Below are 15,395 nucleotides of genomic sequence, written 5' to 3' on the forward strand. Positions count from 1 at the left end.
CTGCTCGCGCAGGCGGCATTTTACATATGGATTTGAAATGAAAGGAGGATAAGATTATGTTGTCTGGAACATCCGAGCATCAGCAGGGGGAGATTCGCTATCGCCGCATCACAGCCATCTGGAAAGCAGCACTCTGTCTCCTGTTCCTCGTTTTATGTATTCTGCTGTTAGGGGTCATCTTTTCCGGGAAGACCGAAAGTGTGGAAAAAATCTATTATCCGATGGCAGCCATACTCGGCATGTGGATGGTAGGGCCGTTTTTCTTTATGTTCCTGAACCGATCCATTCAGCGCGAAGCGGTACTTGTCTCATGGGATAAACACTCCCTCCGCGCAGGCCAGCGCGATATTCCGTGGAATCAGATTCGCAAAATTGAGCTTGCTGCCCCTGCCCGAAGCAAATGGCAGTTGTCCGCCTCCCCCATGTACGCCTTGTATTTGAAGGACGGCACGAGAATTCATATTCATACCGACCATCTGTTTGGAAAAAAAAAGCTGCAGGCCTCTTTGTCTATTCTCCAAAATTCGTTACAGGAACATCAAGGGCCTGATGCAGGCAGCCCATCCCCTTAGTACCTTGACTTCTCCACTCCGATGGAGAGGTTTACTCTGTAATTGCCTAGAGGCAGCAGAGCCTCTAGGAGTTCGCCAAGCTGCTCCGTTGTTCCTGTCCGCACCTGCATCAGGTAGCAGCCCTCCCCACTTACCCGGTGGACTTCAACGATGTCCTCGCGGGCTGCCGCAAACGCACGAAAGGCGGTATGTCTGTCGCCAGAGTTCAGAAATACCGTGACAAATGCCTGCAGGCCAAGGCCGAGGCGGTCGGGGTTCCATTTTACCGTATACCCTTCAATGACTCCCAGATCCTGCAGCTTGCGAATTCTTGCCCCAACCGCCTGCCCCGTAAGATGCACTTCCTCTCCGATCTCCTTGTTCGAACGCTTGGCATCCTGAATCAAAATTCGTAAAATGCGTATATCTGTGGCGTCTATCGTTTCGTTCATGGTGTTCTGCATTCCTTTCACCTTGAAAATAGTCAGGCCGAATTGCATTCAACGTGTTATGTACGACGTGAATCGGGTTGTATAACATATAGGATAATACTAAGAGAGAACATAGAGGAGTGCAAACAAAATGAAAATCCAATTGATTCGCCATGCCACACTGTGGCTCGAATATGGCGGCATGAACATTCTGGTCGACCCGATGCTGATGGATGCCGAGAGCATGCCCGCTTTTCAAAATACACCTAATGAGCTTCGCAACCCTAGGGTTGATCTCCCGGAAACCGAAACAGATTATCTGAATCCCGATCTGTTGATTGTGACGCATACCCATGCGGACCATTGGGATGAGGCAGCCGCGAGCCAGCTGCGCAAGGACATTCCATTGTTGTGCCAGCCAGGGGACGAGCCTATTTTCATAAAAGCTGGATTCACGAACGTGACGCCTGTGGATGCGAAGCATGAGCATCATTCGGTGCGTTTCGCTCGCACTTCAGGTCAGCACGGCACAGGGGAAATTGGCAAACGTATGGGCAGCGTGTCAGGCTTTGTACTTGAAGCAGATGGAGAACCTCTTACTTACATTGCCGGAGATACGATCTGGTGCGAGGAGCCTGCTGCGGCTATTAAGCAGTACAATCCAGAGGTCATTGTCGTTAATGCTGGCGGTGCCCGCTTCTTACAAGGTGATCCCATCACCATGGACGGTCCGGATGTCGCTGCGGTAAAACGAGCTGCACCTTCGGCTCATCTCATCGCTGTTCATATGGATGCGATCAACCACTGCATGACAACACGTGCTGACCTAGCGGCTTATCTGGCAGCCGAAGACTTGAAAGGTCAAGTGCTCATTCCGCTGGATGGCGAAAGTTTTGAGTTTGAAGGACGAGCTTGAGGAGATGTTATTCGCAGCATTGGGTAGTGAGGAAGTAAAAGCCATCTGCAGCTCGAGATAATTTGGTAATGAGAAGGTAAGTGCTGTTTGCGCCACGAGATATAATTCACGCCGCTGCCCGCTAACTGAGCGGATTGGTGACATATTATAATAAGTTCTCTAGTTGAAAACACAACAAACCACTGCTGCTCTGACCCGCCGGAAAGGTCGCGGACAAATCCTGGCATCTGAGGCTGGCTGAAAGCACCGAGTCATCGAGTTATTATTAGGTGTTACGTTAACGATCTCAGATGACCTTATTTGGGGTACCTATGCCTTTTTACAATTCTAACGATTTCAGGAGACGCTATTTAGGCGAAATGTCCCCATTTCCCTGTGAAATCGGACCTTATTACCGAAATAACGTCTCTCGGAATCGTTACAATTTGAATGTGCTGCTAAATGCCTAAATAAGGTTTCCTGAGATCGTTAGCGCTGCGTTGGATCATCATTTGCATGACTACGCGTATACTTCGGGACTGGAACTTCGCTCAGGTACAGCTGCGTTCGGGTACGGAGCTTCACTCGGATACGAAAAAAATCTGAATACGATAAATTCGCATCCAGATTTCTTTATTTACTTCAACTCTTGTTTCATTTTACTCCGTTCAGTTCAGTCCATCTTAATTCTTACTTCAGCTCACTCAGCTCTAACTTCAGTTCAATTCTCAGTTCTCACTTCTGTTCTCATTCCGATTTACCTTCTGCTCGTCTTCCTTCTGCTCTCGTCTTCCTTCAGCCTGACTCTACTGTCCGAACTCCAGCTTCACCGTACTTCAGCCTTGTCTGACTCGCCTTGGTTCACTTCAAACCCGAGACTTCATTTTACACCTGATTTTCATTTACTATCGCCTGCAGACTGCCCTGCTGCCAATTCTTTCGAAGCCCTTTATTGCACTTTCAAACGAATCACGTTCCATGATGCTTTCGCCAAACTTGCGCTAATCAGCGTATCGGATACCGCAGCTCCGCCGCGATTGTGCGGAACGACGCGATTCGGCTGTGCAGCTGTGTTGACTGCTTTCAAATCATCTGCTTCCAGAACGATATGCTCAATCAGAGTGCATTTGCCAAAGCTGCGCAGATCCACTTCAAGCGGCAGTGATTCCTGCAGGTAACGGTTAACCGCAAATACGGTGACTTCACCCTGCTCCTCGTTATGCACCGCAATAGCCTCCAAATAAGGAACATCCGTAATTTGTTTTGTGTCGTATTTCGGTGACTGAATCAACGGTACCAATGCCGTTCCACGACCATAAACGGATGCGTGCATAAATGGATAGAAGATCGTCTGCCTCCATGATCCTCCGCCCGTTTCCGTCATGATTGGAGCAATAACGTTGACGAGCTGCGCCAGACACGCCATTTTGACCCGATCCGCATGTTTCAGCATACTGATCAGCATACAGCCCACCAAGAGTGCATCCTCGTGATTATAGATGTCTTCGAGCTGCGGCGGAGCGATCTGCCACGGGTCCATTTTGGAGTCATTGTCGTGGGAGTGATACCAGACATTCCACTCATCGAAGGACAAATGCATTGTTTTTTTGCTGCGTTTCTTCGCTTTGATATAATCACAAGTCGCTTTCACCGTATCGATAAAACGATCCATCTCCAAAGAGCGTGCCAGGAACGTTGGCGTATCATTATCCGGGTTCCCGTAATATTGGTGCAGAGACAGATACTCTACATGGTCATACGTATGATCCAGCACGGTTGCTTCCCAGTCCGGGAAGGAAGGCATGCCCAGATGCGAGCTTCCGCAGGCAACGAGTTCAATTGTTGGATCTGTCCATTTCATGACTTTGGCTGCTTCCGCAGCTGTGCGACCATATTCCTCGGCTGTTTTGTGGCCGATCTGCCAAGGACCGTCCATCTCATTCCCCAGACACCAGGTTTTCACACCATGCGGCTGCTTGTATCCGTGCTTGATCCGAAGATCACTGTAATACGAGCCTTCCGGATGGTTGCTGTATTCTACGATATTACGCGCAGCATCGACACCGCGCGTTCCCAGGTTCACCGCCATCATGACTTCGGAGTTCGCTTGTTTGGCCCAATCTACAAATTCATTAAAACCGAATTCATTCGTTTCAACCGTCCGCCATGCCAGTTCCAGCCTGCGTTTACGCTCAGACACCGGTCCGACGCTGTCCTCCCAATTGTAACCGGATACAAAATTACCGCCCGGATAACGCACAATCGGTACCTGCAGCTCCTTCACCATCTCCAATACGTCTGTGCGGAAACCCTGCTCATTCGCTGAAGCATGACCCGGCTCATAAATTCCACCGTATACAGCACGTCCCAGATGCTCAATAAATGACCCATACAGACGCTTATCTACTTCGCCAATCGTAAAATCTTTATCTACCGTCATTTTCGCTTTTTCCATGAATGATCTCATCCCCCTAAGATTAATATAAAAATTAATTGATATTCTATGGATCAACGTTCATATTTATATTAAAATCGATAACAACACATATTTCAACCCGAAATGCGAAAAATATTATTCTTTTCATTGAATTTATGTTTAACTTAATTCTATAAATGAAATTGGAGGAACACCTGTGATCAGAGCAAATACCGATGCCGAATGGCTTCCTTTATATGAGGCACTTGCAAGCGAGGTCCGTCTGCAAATCATCCGCCTTGTTGCGGATAAACCGATGAATGTGAAAGACATTGCCGCTTCACTCGGTCTGAGCAGTGCAATTGTTACTATGCATGTCCGCAAACTTCAGGATGTAGGCATTATTCAGTCCAAAATGGTACGCAAGGATGGGGGCACGCACAAAATGAACAGCCTGGCCGTCGACTGGATCGGCATCTCCATGCCTCAGGACAGCGGGGTATCCCGCAAGTTTCACGAAGTATCCGTGCCTGTCGGTCACTATACACATTTTGACGTGTATCCTACATGCGGTTTAGCCACATCAGACCATGTCATCGGTCAGTATGATGACCCCCGTTATTTTTTGGACCCGGACCGGATGCACGCGCATATTCTGTGGTTTGGACGCGGGTTTGTCGAGTATAAAATTCCAAACTATATGCTGACTGGACAGCAGATTGACGCGATCGAACTGTCGCTGGAGATCGGCTCTGAAGCGCCATCCGTAAATCCAAACTGGCCTTCCGATATCACGTTCACACTGAACGGCGTTCGATTGGGCGAATGGACCAGCCCAGGCGACTCCGGCAATGGACGCGGCATATTTACGCCTGACTGGTGGAGCGATATTGTCAATCAGTACGGTATGCTCAAAGTGCTGCGTATAACCAACGAAGGAACGTTTATCGACGGGCAGCATCTGTCGAGCATTACACTCGCAGACATTCCGGTAGAGCGTAATCAGTGGACTTTACGCCTTTCTGTGGAGGAGGACGCCCGACATGTGGGCGGAATGACACTATACGGCGAGGGATTTGGCAACTATAACCAGGATATTTTGTTCCGATTGTTCTATCACGACGGAATTCCGGCAATGTGAACCGCAGCAAATACTAAACGTAAAAACACCTTGCCTCTGTTAAGTTCACAGCAAAAATGCAAGGTGTATTTGTTCAATTCCGTATACGGTAAGCTTACGCATCTCGGCTAATGCACGGCTCGTTCTCAGCATTTGTGCTGTGGCATGCTGTTTTGCACTTTGCTTCTCCGCACTTAGCCGCTTTCAGCTTGTCCTTACAGCGCACTTCCACCAAACAGGAAGCGGTATTCCCAATGTTTTCCGGCAATATCACTGATCGTCACACCACCGCCAGCGTTGGAGTATGTATGCAGTATTTTACCATTTCCCAGATAAATTCCCGTATGTGTAATGACTGCCCGTGATTTGTTCACACCGTTGTAGGCTGATGCCGAGGTGCCTTTGTACGACATAAAGTACATCAAATCACCACGTTTCAGGTTTTTCCAATTGGTTTTGACTGTGCCTTTCTTCTTTACATAGTCCCCTTGTTGGCGTGAGTCAGCAGGAAGTGTAATGCCCAATCCATCGATAAAAGCCCGCCGTACAAAGCTGGAGCAGTCAAACATTGCCGTACTATTGCGGTCTGCTCCATGTTTATAAGGCGTTCCCATGTACTTCATTCCGGCTGCAATGACCTTCTCTACAGCGGTACTTCCTTTAACCGTTGAGCCAGAAGCAGAACTGTTTGAAACATTAGTACTGGTACTTCCTGATGCTGTCCCCCCGCTTACAGTCTGCGTGTATTTGGATGAAGACGATATATAACCTGTCCGATTAGACGAGTCTTTAATTTTGTACCAATCCGAGCCGGATTGCTCAAGCACGGTTAACGTTTCTCCTTTGGAGACCATACGAATAACTTTGCCTGATGACGTTGGTGTGGTTCGAAGGTTTACACCCCAGATGACTTTTACTTTCGATTGATCTGCCGCCGCTGCGGATACCTGTTCTGTGAGCGATGCCGTTGTAAGACTTCCCATCAGCAATGCTGCTGTTACACCTGCCGTAACAATGGTATTCTTCCAGTTCATGATGTCGTGCCCCTCCGGATATTACAAAATTTTAACCAAGAAGACATCTTCCCGGCTCGCCTTATTGTAAACGGGCATTCCACAACGTTCATCAGCCCAAAGTCCTGCAAGGATTCAGAGCACTTTGAGCATATCGAATCAGGGAAAACGTTCTTTGACTGGAAAAATAGAACACAAACTACACGGGATTAAAGGTTAAATTATTGTAACCAATTGATACACCTCGGGTTTCTGCGTTTTGCTTAAGCAGATCTCCTGTTTCTCACACATCCAACCTATGTCCTAGATTTTAATAATTCTTCTGAACCAATTGGAAAACATTACTACGTTTCAATTCACTTCAATCTGGAATCCACCCTTCGCAAATGAAAATATATGTCTTTAAACAACGTGAAGAACCGGAGATTTCTCCCCGGTTCTTCACCTACTGCGTCTGTTCAATGAGTCTGTTCTTACTCATGCCGCACCCACTAAACCCACGGAATAATTTAAACGGCTGAATAATCTTTCGGACGTTCCGTTCCCGGCCCCAATTCCTGAAACCAGCCCTGATCATTCAGCTTTTTGCCGGATTTATGGCTCCATGCCCCACACTTTCACACCATCTTGGTACGCTGTCACTTTAGTCCAGGCACCAAATGCTGTTTGAGTGCCATCGAAGGAATAATCATTCGATTGATCAAAATTCGTCCAGTTGTTCTTGGAGGAACGTGTCTGAATGATCCCCGTTTCAGCACCTGCTTCCAAGCTGCCTGCACCAGCAGTAAAGCTGATCTCCAGATACGTATCTGCCGTTCCTTTGGCTGGCTCGACTGCTGCAAAGCTCCCCTTCACATTCGCACTGCCAATCTGTGCATAGTCACACCAGAAGGTCAGATCCGCGGAACTATCTTTGGTAAAGTAATAACGAAGCTTCACTTTGCTCAGATCGATCGCGGTTGTTCCTGTATTTCTCAGGTTGAATTGCGGCGTAAGCGCATTGCCAGAAGCGCCCGAGCCTCCATTACGGTACTGCACTTCCAGTGTTCCGGTTGAAATCGGAGCAGCGGTTGGCGTCAGTACAATTACATTGGAATTCGTCTGACCATCCGCGTTGATGGCAACCACTCGGTAATTATAGGCTGTTCCATTCACTGCCGCTGCATCGGTATACGTCAGTGCCGTCAGATCAGCCGCAAGATCAACATATGCCCCGCTGCCTGTGGAGCGCTGCACAGTATACGTCGCGGCTCCGGTAGAAGCCGTCCAGTTCAGCACAGCCTGTGCATCTCCAGCTGTTCCACTTAGGGTGAAGGCACCTGGTACACTCACGCCATCCTGAGGTGTTGCTGTAACCTGTGCCGAAGGTGCAGACTCACCAACACTGTTCACTGCGCTGATGACATAATAATAAGCCTTTCCATTCGTCAATCCGGTGTCTGTGAAGGTTAAACCGCTAACACCAGTCGCTACAGAAGTATACGGACCACCGTTCACTTCTGCACGCTTCACCGTATACGAAGATGCCCCTGCTGCGGCTTTCCAGTTCAGAACGATTTGTTCGTCACCGCCAGCTGCCGTTACGCCGGCAGGTGCAGCGGGTACTTCAACTCCTGGTGTGTCGCTGTCACCAAGGAGGCGGTCAAATTCGCCATAAGCGGTAGCCATATCAACCTGTGACCAGAAACGGTGATACGTAAAGGTAGGTGCACCATTTTCCCACTGTTTCGTCGTTGGATTGTAAGAGGTTTTGTACTTATTCTCGAGATAAGCCCAAGCCGGGTCTTGCTTGATCGCTGGACGCAGATCGGAGTATCCAATATACACACCGTTTCCGCCTTTGGCCGGATCCGAAGGTACGCCTGCATTGCCCGGAATTGTATTGCCTTGACCGAATTTACCCGACCAATTCGCCGGAAGATAGATTTCTTTGGCGAAGTAGCGGAAGTAGTCTTTGCGCTCCTCTTCTGTCACGATCCCTACACCGTCATTGTAATCCCAAGCCGTATCGAGTAATGTCTGAGCCAAGTCCTTGGCCTCCTGACCTTTCGCACTCAACGTACCATTCTCTGCTTCCGTTCCAGCAGCAAAGAACGTCAGCGCTTTGATATAACTTCCAAGCACGCCAGTATCCTGTACCGGATCTTTGGTAATCGCGTGGAAGTTTGGATTATTCGTATACGTGCTGAATCCATTCCATTTATCGGGCTGTCCCTGCCATTCCTGGCCACCTGGAATCCAGAACTCGCCCGGAGCCGGGGTTGTCGCTACCTCAACATTGGTGCCACCGAGAATACGCTGTCCAGCTGCATTCAGATAGTAACCTTGATCATCCGTTACAGGGCGTTCACCGGCAAATACATAATCTTTCGTCCAGTCAACCCATTTGGTAATGACCTTCTTGGCCATCTGGAAGTTCTCGGATGTCAGGTCACCACTCTCTGCGAGAATATAATACATCTCGGCTACACGCTCCAGCGGCCAAGCCTGGAATCCGAACCATGTGTTGGAATCCGGATCACGGTATACCGGAGCTTCCTGATAGGCCATGTCATAGAACGTGCTGACTCCTGCAGGGTAAGCTGCGTAGGAACCGCCAATACTGTTGGTTGCTCCGCCACCAATTGCACCTTCATGGGATTGGAGCCAAGTGTAGAATTCGAGCTGGCGCTTTAACGTTGCATTCCAGTCTGCTTTCGCTGTAGGCGAATCAGGGATCAAACCTCCTGCGGGATCAGACAAGGCATAGGCTGCAACCGGATTTTGATAGGCTTGGTGAGTATGGCTCGCTCCAATACGCCATGCCCAGTCCCCGCCTTGGCCCAATCCGCCACCCCATGACGTGTACCAAGCCATGAGATACATGTTGGAATCTTTACCTGTACCTGCGGTCGGTGTCCCGTTCTTCGCACTTCCGACCTTCTGGAAGTACTTGTCGTACATGCCATACCGCAGATAGTCGCCCATCTTCTTCGCTTTATCCAGATATTCCGAGTTGTTGTACCCCATCTCTTTCGCCCAATACAGTACCTGAACCGCACGTGCATCGGCATCTGTCGCGTTGGTGTAACGCCACTGTGCTGACGGTGCCTGATTTTCCTTGGTAAACAAACTCATGAAACCTTCGCCCGGTTTACCAAATGACTTATCATCCTGGGATGGATGAGGAATGGCCTCCCATACTGACTCCTGTTCGCCGCGCTGGAACGTATTCACATACGTTGTCGTGTGGGATGGATTCAGCAGATTTCCGTATTTATACCAGTTATCCACGTCAATAAGCCAGTGCATCAGATAGGTCTGATTATCGCCATAGGTTGCCTTGAGTTCAGCATCCAGCGGGTCCTTACCGGCTGCATATTGACCGTTCAGATTGGATGGATATTGGTCAGGAAACGGTTTTTCCCCTGCATATGTTGCAGGACTGTTTGGATTATAAAAGCTCATGGTTGGCTGTTCTTCCTTGCCATCCCCTTCGTTGACCGGAATAATGTACTTCTCCATGTTATCCCAGGCCGCCTCCAGTTTGGACCAGTCTCCCGTATAGTGACCGTACATGGTTTCTAACCACAACCAGTAACTGTACGCCTCCGATGTAGACATATGACCATAATCCGGTGCTTCACTCAGCAGCGTTTCAATCGAGTGATACGGAATACCTTCTGGAGAAAAGTATCCGTTTGCCGGGTCTTTCAATTGATCGTACAATTGCAGAAAGCGGGCTTCATTGACACCTTCAGCCTGAACTTCAATGGCCTGATCCGCGGCATTCGCCGGTTGAGGATAAGCCCAGAGGCCCGTGTAACCCGTCAGCATGACGGTTCCCGCCAGCATGGCAGTTAAACTCTTTTTTGCAGCTGTTTTCAACATGAATATATACCTCCCTGGAATAGTGGAAATCGGATATCGATGCTGTTGGTCTGCCCATGCTGTAGTTGAGTATTTAAGGCTCCAGCCCCCATACCTGCGTATTTCCTTGATATGCAGTTACTTTGTTCCAAGCGGCAAAAGCAGTTTTGGAACCATCAAAAGAATAGTCGTTGCTCTGATCAAAAGTACTCCAATTGTTTTTCGAGAAACGTCCCTGGATGACGCCCGTCTCCGCTCCGGCTGCCAGACTGCCCGCTCCAGAGGTGAAACTGATCTCCAAATACGTGTCAGCCATTCCTTTCGCCGGATTTACCGTCACAAACTTGCCTTGGATGTTGGCTGTACCAACCTCTGCATAATCACACCAGAAGGTCAGATCCTCTGAGCCATCTTTGGTAAAATAATATCGAATCTTCACTGTACTCAAATCAACCGCCTGTGTGCCCGTGTTCTTCACATTGAACTGTGGAGTTACCGCATTGCTGGAATTCCCGGACCCTCCGCTCCGATACTGTACTTCAAGCGTGCCTGTCGAAATGGGCGGCTCGGAAGGTGTCAGCACCACTACATTGGATAAGGTCTGCCCGCTCGCATTCACAGCAGCGATCCGATAACTGTAGGCTGTACCATTAAGTGCTGTTGTGTCATTATAGGTCAGCGTCGTTAGTCCGGCTGCCGCATCGACATACGATCCGCCTGCAGCTGCACGCTGCACATTGTAGCTGGCGGCCCCTGATGATGCTGTCCACGACAGCACATTTTGGTTATTGCCTGCTGTCCCGCTTAAAATCAGCGATCCTGGCACAGTCGATACTGCCTGCGGCAGTGCCTGCACCTGCATAGAAGCTGGTGATTCCCCGGCTCCATTAACTGCACTCACTACGTAATAATAGGTCTTGCCATTCGTCAAACCTGTGTTGGTATAAGTCAGCCCGCTAACACCCGAAGCAGTTGTTGTATAAGGGCCTCCGCTAACTTCGGCACGCTTGACCGTATACGTTACAGCCCCGGCAGATGCTGCCCAGCTCAGCGTGACCTGGCTGTTTCCGGCTGCTGCCTGCACGCCAGAAGGTGCAGCCGGCACGGTCACCGGTGTCATACCCGGTTCCTGTCCATATACCTTTACTCCAGCATCATAGACGGGAATGTACGCACTTTTTACCGGATTCCCTGTCGTCAGGTTCTGGTAAGAAGGGTCATTCGCCGGGTTCCATGCCCCCTGCGGACCTGTAATGCGGAATTGAACTTCTTTGCGATAATTCCCCTCTCCGCCAGGATAGATTTTGGTATTGCTGAAGTTTGCCGTAATGGCATAGATCCGCTTGGCAGCATCCACCACAACAGGCTGTGAAACGACTGCACCTTCGCTGGATGATACAGTTACCTGAACATCCGATACGGTATGCCCTGCAGCATACACCTCACTCAAATCGAGGAAATATTTGAAGGAAAGCTGATCTCCCATTCGTGCAGGCCAGCCTGAGCGGTTGTTCAGCAGTGCACGAATTTCCGTATAATTCGAGCCCGATGAGCGAACAGCCGCTTCGACAAAATATTCGTCACCTTTGACCTCAGGAGCAGGGAAATTCGCAAGAGGCTGATGATTCTGTCCATACAGCAGATTCATCTTGGCGAGTGCTCCAGTGAAGCCGGCATTGTAATCTGTCGCTACTTCATTGCTCACGTAATCCCCGATGTCATCCGTATATTGATCCGACGCGTTTGGTCCTCCTACCATGGCGCCGTATAAAATATGACGGTGATCCGCCGGAATATCTTCGTTGTTCATCCATGAACTATGAGCGGTACGATGATGCGGATGCTTCGGTGGATTTTTCCCATATCCGACCACATAACTGCTCTGACGAGGATTATCTCCTAAAATGTAATTGATCTGCGAGGCGGCAAAATTTTGATATCTGGATTTTTTCACAGGGTCACTGACCCAATCGGAGTACACAAAAGAGATAAAAGCCGCATTCGCCGCATAACGGAGTGAACCCCACTGATCCAGCCAAGCCAATCCGCCCGGGGTATATGTCACACGGCCCCCATTTGTTCCTACCGTCCAGTAATCCAGATTGCGTTCCGTCGACTGAATGAATTTGGTGGCCTCCGGCATATTCAAACTGGATGTAATCCGGGCAAGCAGAATCTGGGCACCGTAATGTTTACTATCCCAGCCCTGTGTCCAGGTATAAGGCCAGTTCGCAGAACCTCCGCTTGCAGACCAGCGGTCTGCAGCTGCGATCGCTTTGGACAAGTAAGCGTTATCATTAGTGGCTAAATAAAGCCATGCTCCGCCCCATGCAAGCTCATCTTCATATCCGGTCCACGAATTATAGAATGCTGCAGCATCGGTAATACAATCGGTGTATTTTCCCCGATATGTATCTGCAAAGTTGTACAGTTCTTTTGCATGCTGAAGCATTCTGGCCGAGTAGGCCGGATCATCATCTGCAAATACGATCGAGGAGGCCGCCAGGGCAGCCGCTGTCTCTGCCGCCAGATCACTTCCCGGACAGGAAGCATCGATCTTGAACGATGGGCGGTTCATCTGCATTACCTCTGCAGGTCCCCACCAGGCATGATCGATATTACCTCCTCCAACTTGTCCCCATAATTCGTTTGGTTTCGTATGCGCTTTCATAAAATAGTCGGCTGCCCACCGGATATTATCCTTGATCTCCTCCAGCTGTCCGGCCTGCTCATACCCATCACCGTATTCCACAACGGACCAGGCCAGCATTGTGGCTGAAGCTGCCATTGGAAAGCCAAATTTCACATGGTCTCCAGCATCGTACCAGCCTCCTGTCAGATCGACTCCGACATCCGCTCCATCCTGCATTCCCGAATCACCACGCCATTCAACCCGGTTGTCTGCAGGCAGCGGCCCCGACCGCTGCGCCTCATAGAAATAAATAGCCTTCTGAAGTGCTTCTGCATAGTTATGATCTCCAGCGGCCGCATCCGCCTGGCGTAATCCTGTATTCATAGAAAAGCTTCCTGCCAGCAGTCCTGCCGATAACGCTGCCATAGCAACTCGTTTCCACCAGCGCCCTTTCATTATTTACTGTTCATCTCCTTTTCTTGAAAGTTCCGGGTGAACATCTCCAGATTATTGATGATTCACGCTCCTCTCCATGGTGGTAACCGCATGTAATTTCCACCATTAATTACCATTATAGTGTTTTGTTTAACTTACAATATCAACATTGGTGACTTCTGGAATAACATTGTTGTGACCTGATCAGCGTGATATGACAAAAAAGCTGTTTCTTCCCGGATACCTCCCGGGAGAAACAGCTCCGTATTCCTCCGTGTGAATCTATACTTTGAATTTGCCCACCTGTCCCTGCAGTTCCTCGGCCATCTTGGATAACATTCCTGCCGATGAAGCGATCTCTTCCATGGAAGCCAACTGCTCCTGCGTAGCAGCAGATACGTTATGTGCAGCCCCTGCAGCTTCTGATGCAATATTAGAGATCTGGGTCACATAACTTACGACCTCGTTTGTACTTGCTGACATTTCCTCTGAACCTGCAGATACTTCTTCAATATCCCCGGCTACCTTGTTGGCAGCATTCGAGATCTGCTCGAATGCTTCTCCGGCTGCAGTAACCAGCTCAATTCCGGCTTCCGTTTCATTACTGTTCACCTTCACAGCCTCTACAGCATGATTCGTATCCTGCTGAATCAGCTGAACAATCTCTGAGATCTGTTGGGCTGAAGCTGAGGATTCCTCGGCCAGTTTACGCACCTCACCCGCAACTACAGCAAATCCTCGGCCATGTTCCCCTGCACGTGCAGCTTCGATCGCCGCATTCAGCGCAAGCAAGTTGGTTTGCCGGGCAATGTTGTTGATCACTTCAGTGATGGTTCCAATCTCGGCTGAACGCTCTCCGAGTCCTGTAACCAGTTCTCTCAGCGAAGCGATAGAGTTACGAACAGCCCCCATCTGTTGAACAGCCTGCTGTATAATCTGGTTACCTTCCGCAGATTGATTTGCTGCATCCACGGCGGACACGGATACACTTTGAGCCAGTTCGGCAATCTGTTCGGAGCCTAATGCCATTTCATTCATTGCCTGCGAAGAACGCTTCACAATATCTACCTGATTCGCTGTTCCGACAGATAGTTCTTCAACCGTTTCGGTAATTTGCTCCGAAGCTTTCGTGTTTTGCTCTGCGCTGGCAAGAAGTTCCTCGGATGAAGCTGCGACCTGCTCGGATGTTTCCGATACAGATTGAATCATCGAACGCAGATTGGTACTCATTGTATTAAAAGCGGCTGCCAAAATACCCAGCTCATCCCTGTTTTTCAGCGTGATGGCTTCACCGGTAAGATCACCATCTGCGATCGCTGAAGCTGCTTCCGTCATCTTCTTGATCGGTCGTGAGATCATACTTGCGATAAATAACGCAATGAACAATGCCAGCAGCGTTGCCACTATAGATACAACCAAAATGATATTAAAAGCATTTTCGGCAAGTTTGACAGATCCGCCAGCAACCTCTTTCGCTCCGTCATTCCCTAAATTAATTAACTGGGTGATGGTATCATTAGCTGCATACCAGAGCGTGTAGGCTTCTGTGTGCAGCTTGCTGGCCGTATCAAAGTCATTTTTCAGACCAAAGTCTACAAATGTGGGCATTTTCTGCAGATATGCATCATAACTACTGGAAAACTGCTCATACATTTTCTCAGCCTCAGCATTACCATTAATTAAGGTCAGCAATTCCTTGCGCTCATCCTCAATCTTGGCAAGCAGCTCGGTCAACACTCCATTCATTCTCTCCGTTTCACTTGGGTTCTGTTCTACAATAATGGCCAGTGCCAGCCGTTCTACATCCGACACATCACCATTCATAATCCCAAGTAAACTTACACTAGGCATCCAAGTCTGGTCGATCTGTCTTGCACTATCCGCCATCTTGAAAACCTGAGTCAGCGTGTACACGCTAACAAAAATCAGTAATGCCAAGACAATCAAGAAACCGCTCAATAACTTACCGCGAATCGTAAACTTCACTTTTCCTAATGCGTTCCCCCGCACTTTCCCCATCTTCCCACTCCTCCAACTTGGCCCAATAAACTAG

9 protein-coding genes are annotated in these 15,395 nt (G+C 49.1%); 3 read left to right on the plus strand and 6 right to left on the minus strand.

The annotated features are described in order from the left end of the window. The first annotated feature begins 56 nt into the window (after positions 1–56). A complete protein-coding gene (locus ABXS70_RS20280; RefSeq protein ID WP_366290384.1) occupies positions 57–572 on the plus strand; it encodes a hypothetical protein in 516 nt (171 codons plus the stop codon). Here ABXS70_RS20280 and ABXS70_RS20285 read toward each other — a convergent pair. Further along, positions 569–1,003, minus strand: coding sequence for an Lrp/AsnC family transcriptional regulator (locus tag ABXS70_RS20285; RefSeq protein WP_366296714.1), 435 nt, complete (start codon positions 1,001–1,003; stop codon positions 569–571). The two genes, ABXS70_RS20280 and ABXS70_RS20285, sit on opposite strands and share 4 nt — an antisense overlap. Before the next feature lie 130 nt (positions 1,004–1,133). Between ABXS70_RS20285 and ABXS70_RS20290 the strand changes: the two genes are divergently transcribed. Next, on the plus strand, positions 1,134–1,898 hold the full coding sequence (locus ABXS70_RS20290; RefSeq protein ID WP_366290387.1) for an MBL fold metallo-hydrolase: 765 nt from the start codon (positions 1,134–1,136) through the stop codon (positions 1,896–1,898). Between the two features lie 928 nt (positions 1,899–2,826). Here ABXS70_RS20290 and ABXS70_RS20295 read toward each other — a convergent pair. Then, positions 2,827–4,332, minus strand: a complete 1,506-nt coding sequence (locus ABXS70_RS20295) for an alpha-N-arabinofuranosidase (RefSeq protein ID WP_366290390.1) — start codon at positions 4,330–4,332, stop codon at positions 2,827–2,829. 178 nt (positions 4,333–4,510) lie between these two features. On the opposite strand from ABXS70_RS20295, the gene ABXS70_RS20300 reads away from it, so the two are divergent. Beyond that, positions 4,511–5,434, plus strand: coding sequence for an ArsR family transcriptional regulator (locus tag ABXS70_RS20300; RefSeq protein ID WP_342554569.1), 924 nt, complete (start codon positions 4,511–4,513; stop codon positions 5,432–5,434). 194 nt (positions 5,435–5,628) lie between these two features. On the opposite strand, the gene ABXS70_RS20305 is transcribed toward ABXS70_RS20300, so the two are convergent. The 4 genes from ABXS70_RS20305 to ABXS70_RS20320 form a co-directional block, all read right to left on the minus strand. Beyond that, positions 5,629–6,447: an SH3 domain-containing C40 family peptidase gene (locus ABXS70_RS20305; RefSeq protein ID WP_342554568.1), complete on the minus strand. Its 819-nt coding sequence runs from the start codon at positions 6,445–6,447 to the stop codon at positions 5,629–5,631. Between the two features lie 573 nt (positions 6,448–7,020). Further along, positions 7,021–10,296, minus strand: a complete 3,276-nt coding sequence (locus ABXS70_RS20310; RefSeq protein ID WP_366290394.1) for a glycoside hydrolase family 48 protein — start codon at positions 10,294–10,296, stop codon at positions 7,021–7,023. A gap of 73 nt (positions 10,297–10,369) precedes the next feature. Beyond that, the gene (locus tag ABXS70_RS20315) at positions 10,370–13,363 is read right to left on the minus strand and encodes a glycoside hydrolase family 9 protein (RefSeq protein WP_366290397.1); all 2,994 of its coding nucleotides are present in this window, start codon (positions 13,361–13,363) and stop codon (positions 10,370–10,372) included. Positions 13,364–13,624: 261 nt separating this feature from the next. After that, entirely contained in the window at positions 13,625–15,361 is a 1,737-nt protein-coding gene (locus ABXS70_RS20320) for a methyl-accepting chemotaxis protein (RefSeq protein ID WP_366290400.1), read from the minus strand. Between the last annotated feature and the right edge of the window lie 34 nt (positions 15,362–15,395).

The organism is Paenibacillus sp. AN1007 (genome assembly GCF_040702995.1).
Classification (GTDB): Bacteria; Bacillota; Bacilli; order Paenibacillales; family Paenibacillaceae; genus Paenibacillus.

Coding starts and splice junctions, on each gene's coding strand:
- ABXS70_RS20280 (WP_366290384.1), top strand. CDS start 57: ATGTTGTCTGGAACATCCGAGCATCAGCAGGGGGAGATTCGCTATCGC.
- ABXS70_RS20285 (WP_366296714.1), bottom strand. CDS start 1,003: ATGAACGAAACGATAGACGCCACAGATATACGCATTTTACGAATTTTG.
- ABXS70_RS20290 (WP_366290387.1), top strand. CDS start 1,134: ATGAAAATCCAATTGATTCGCCATGCCACACTGTGGCTCGAATATGGC.
- ABXS70_RS20295 (WP_366290390.1), bottom strand. CDS start 4,332: ATGGAAAAAGCGAAAATGACGGTAGATAAAGATTTTACGATTGGCGAA.
- ABXS70_RS20305 (WP_342554568.1), bottom strand. CDS start 6,447: ATGAACTGGAAGAATACCATTGTTACGGCAGGTGTAACAGCAGCATTG.
- ABXS70_RS20310 (WP_366290394.1), bottom strand. CDS start 10,296: ATGTTGAAAACAGCTGCAAAAAAGAGTTTAACTGCCATGCTGGCGGGA.
- ABXS70_RS20315 (WP_366290397.1), bottom strand. CDS start 13,363: ATGAAAGGGCGCTGGTGGAAACGAGTTGCTATGGCAGCGTTATCGGCA.
- ABXS70_RS20320 (WP_366290400.1), bottom strand. CDS start 15,361: ATGGGGAAAGTGCGGGGGAACGCATTAGGAAAAGTGAAGTTTACGATT.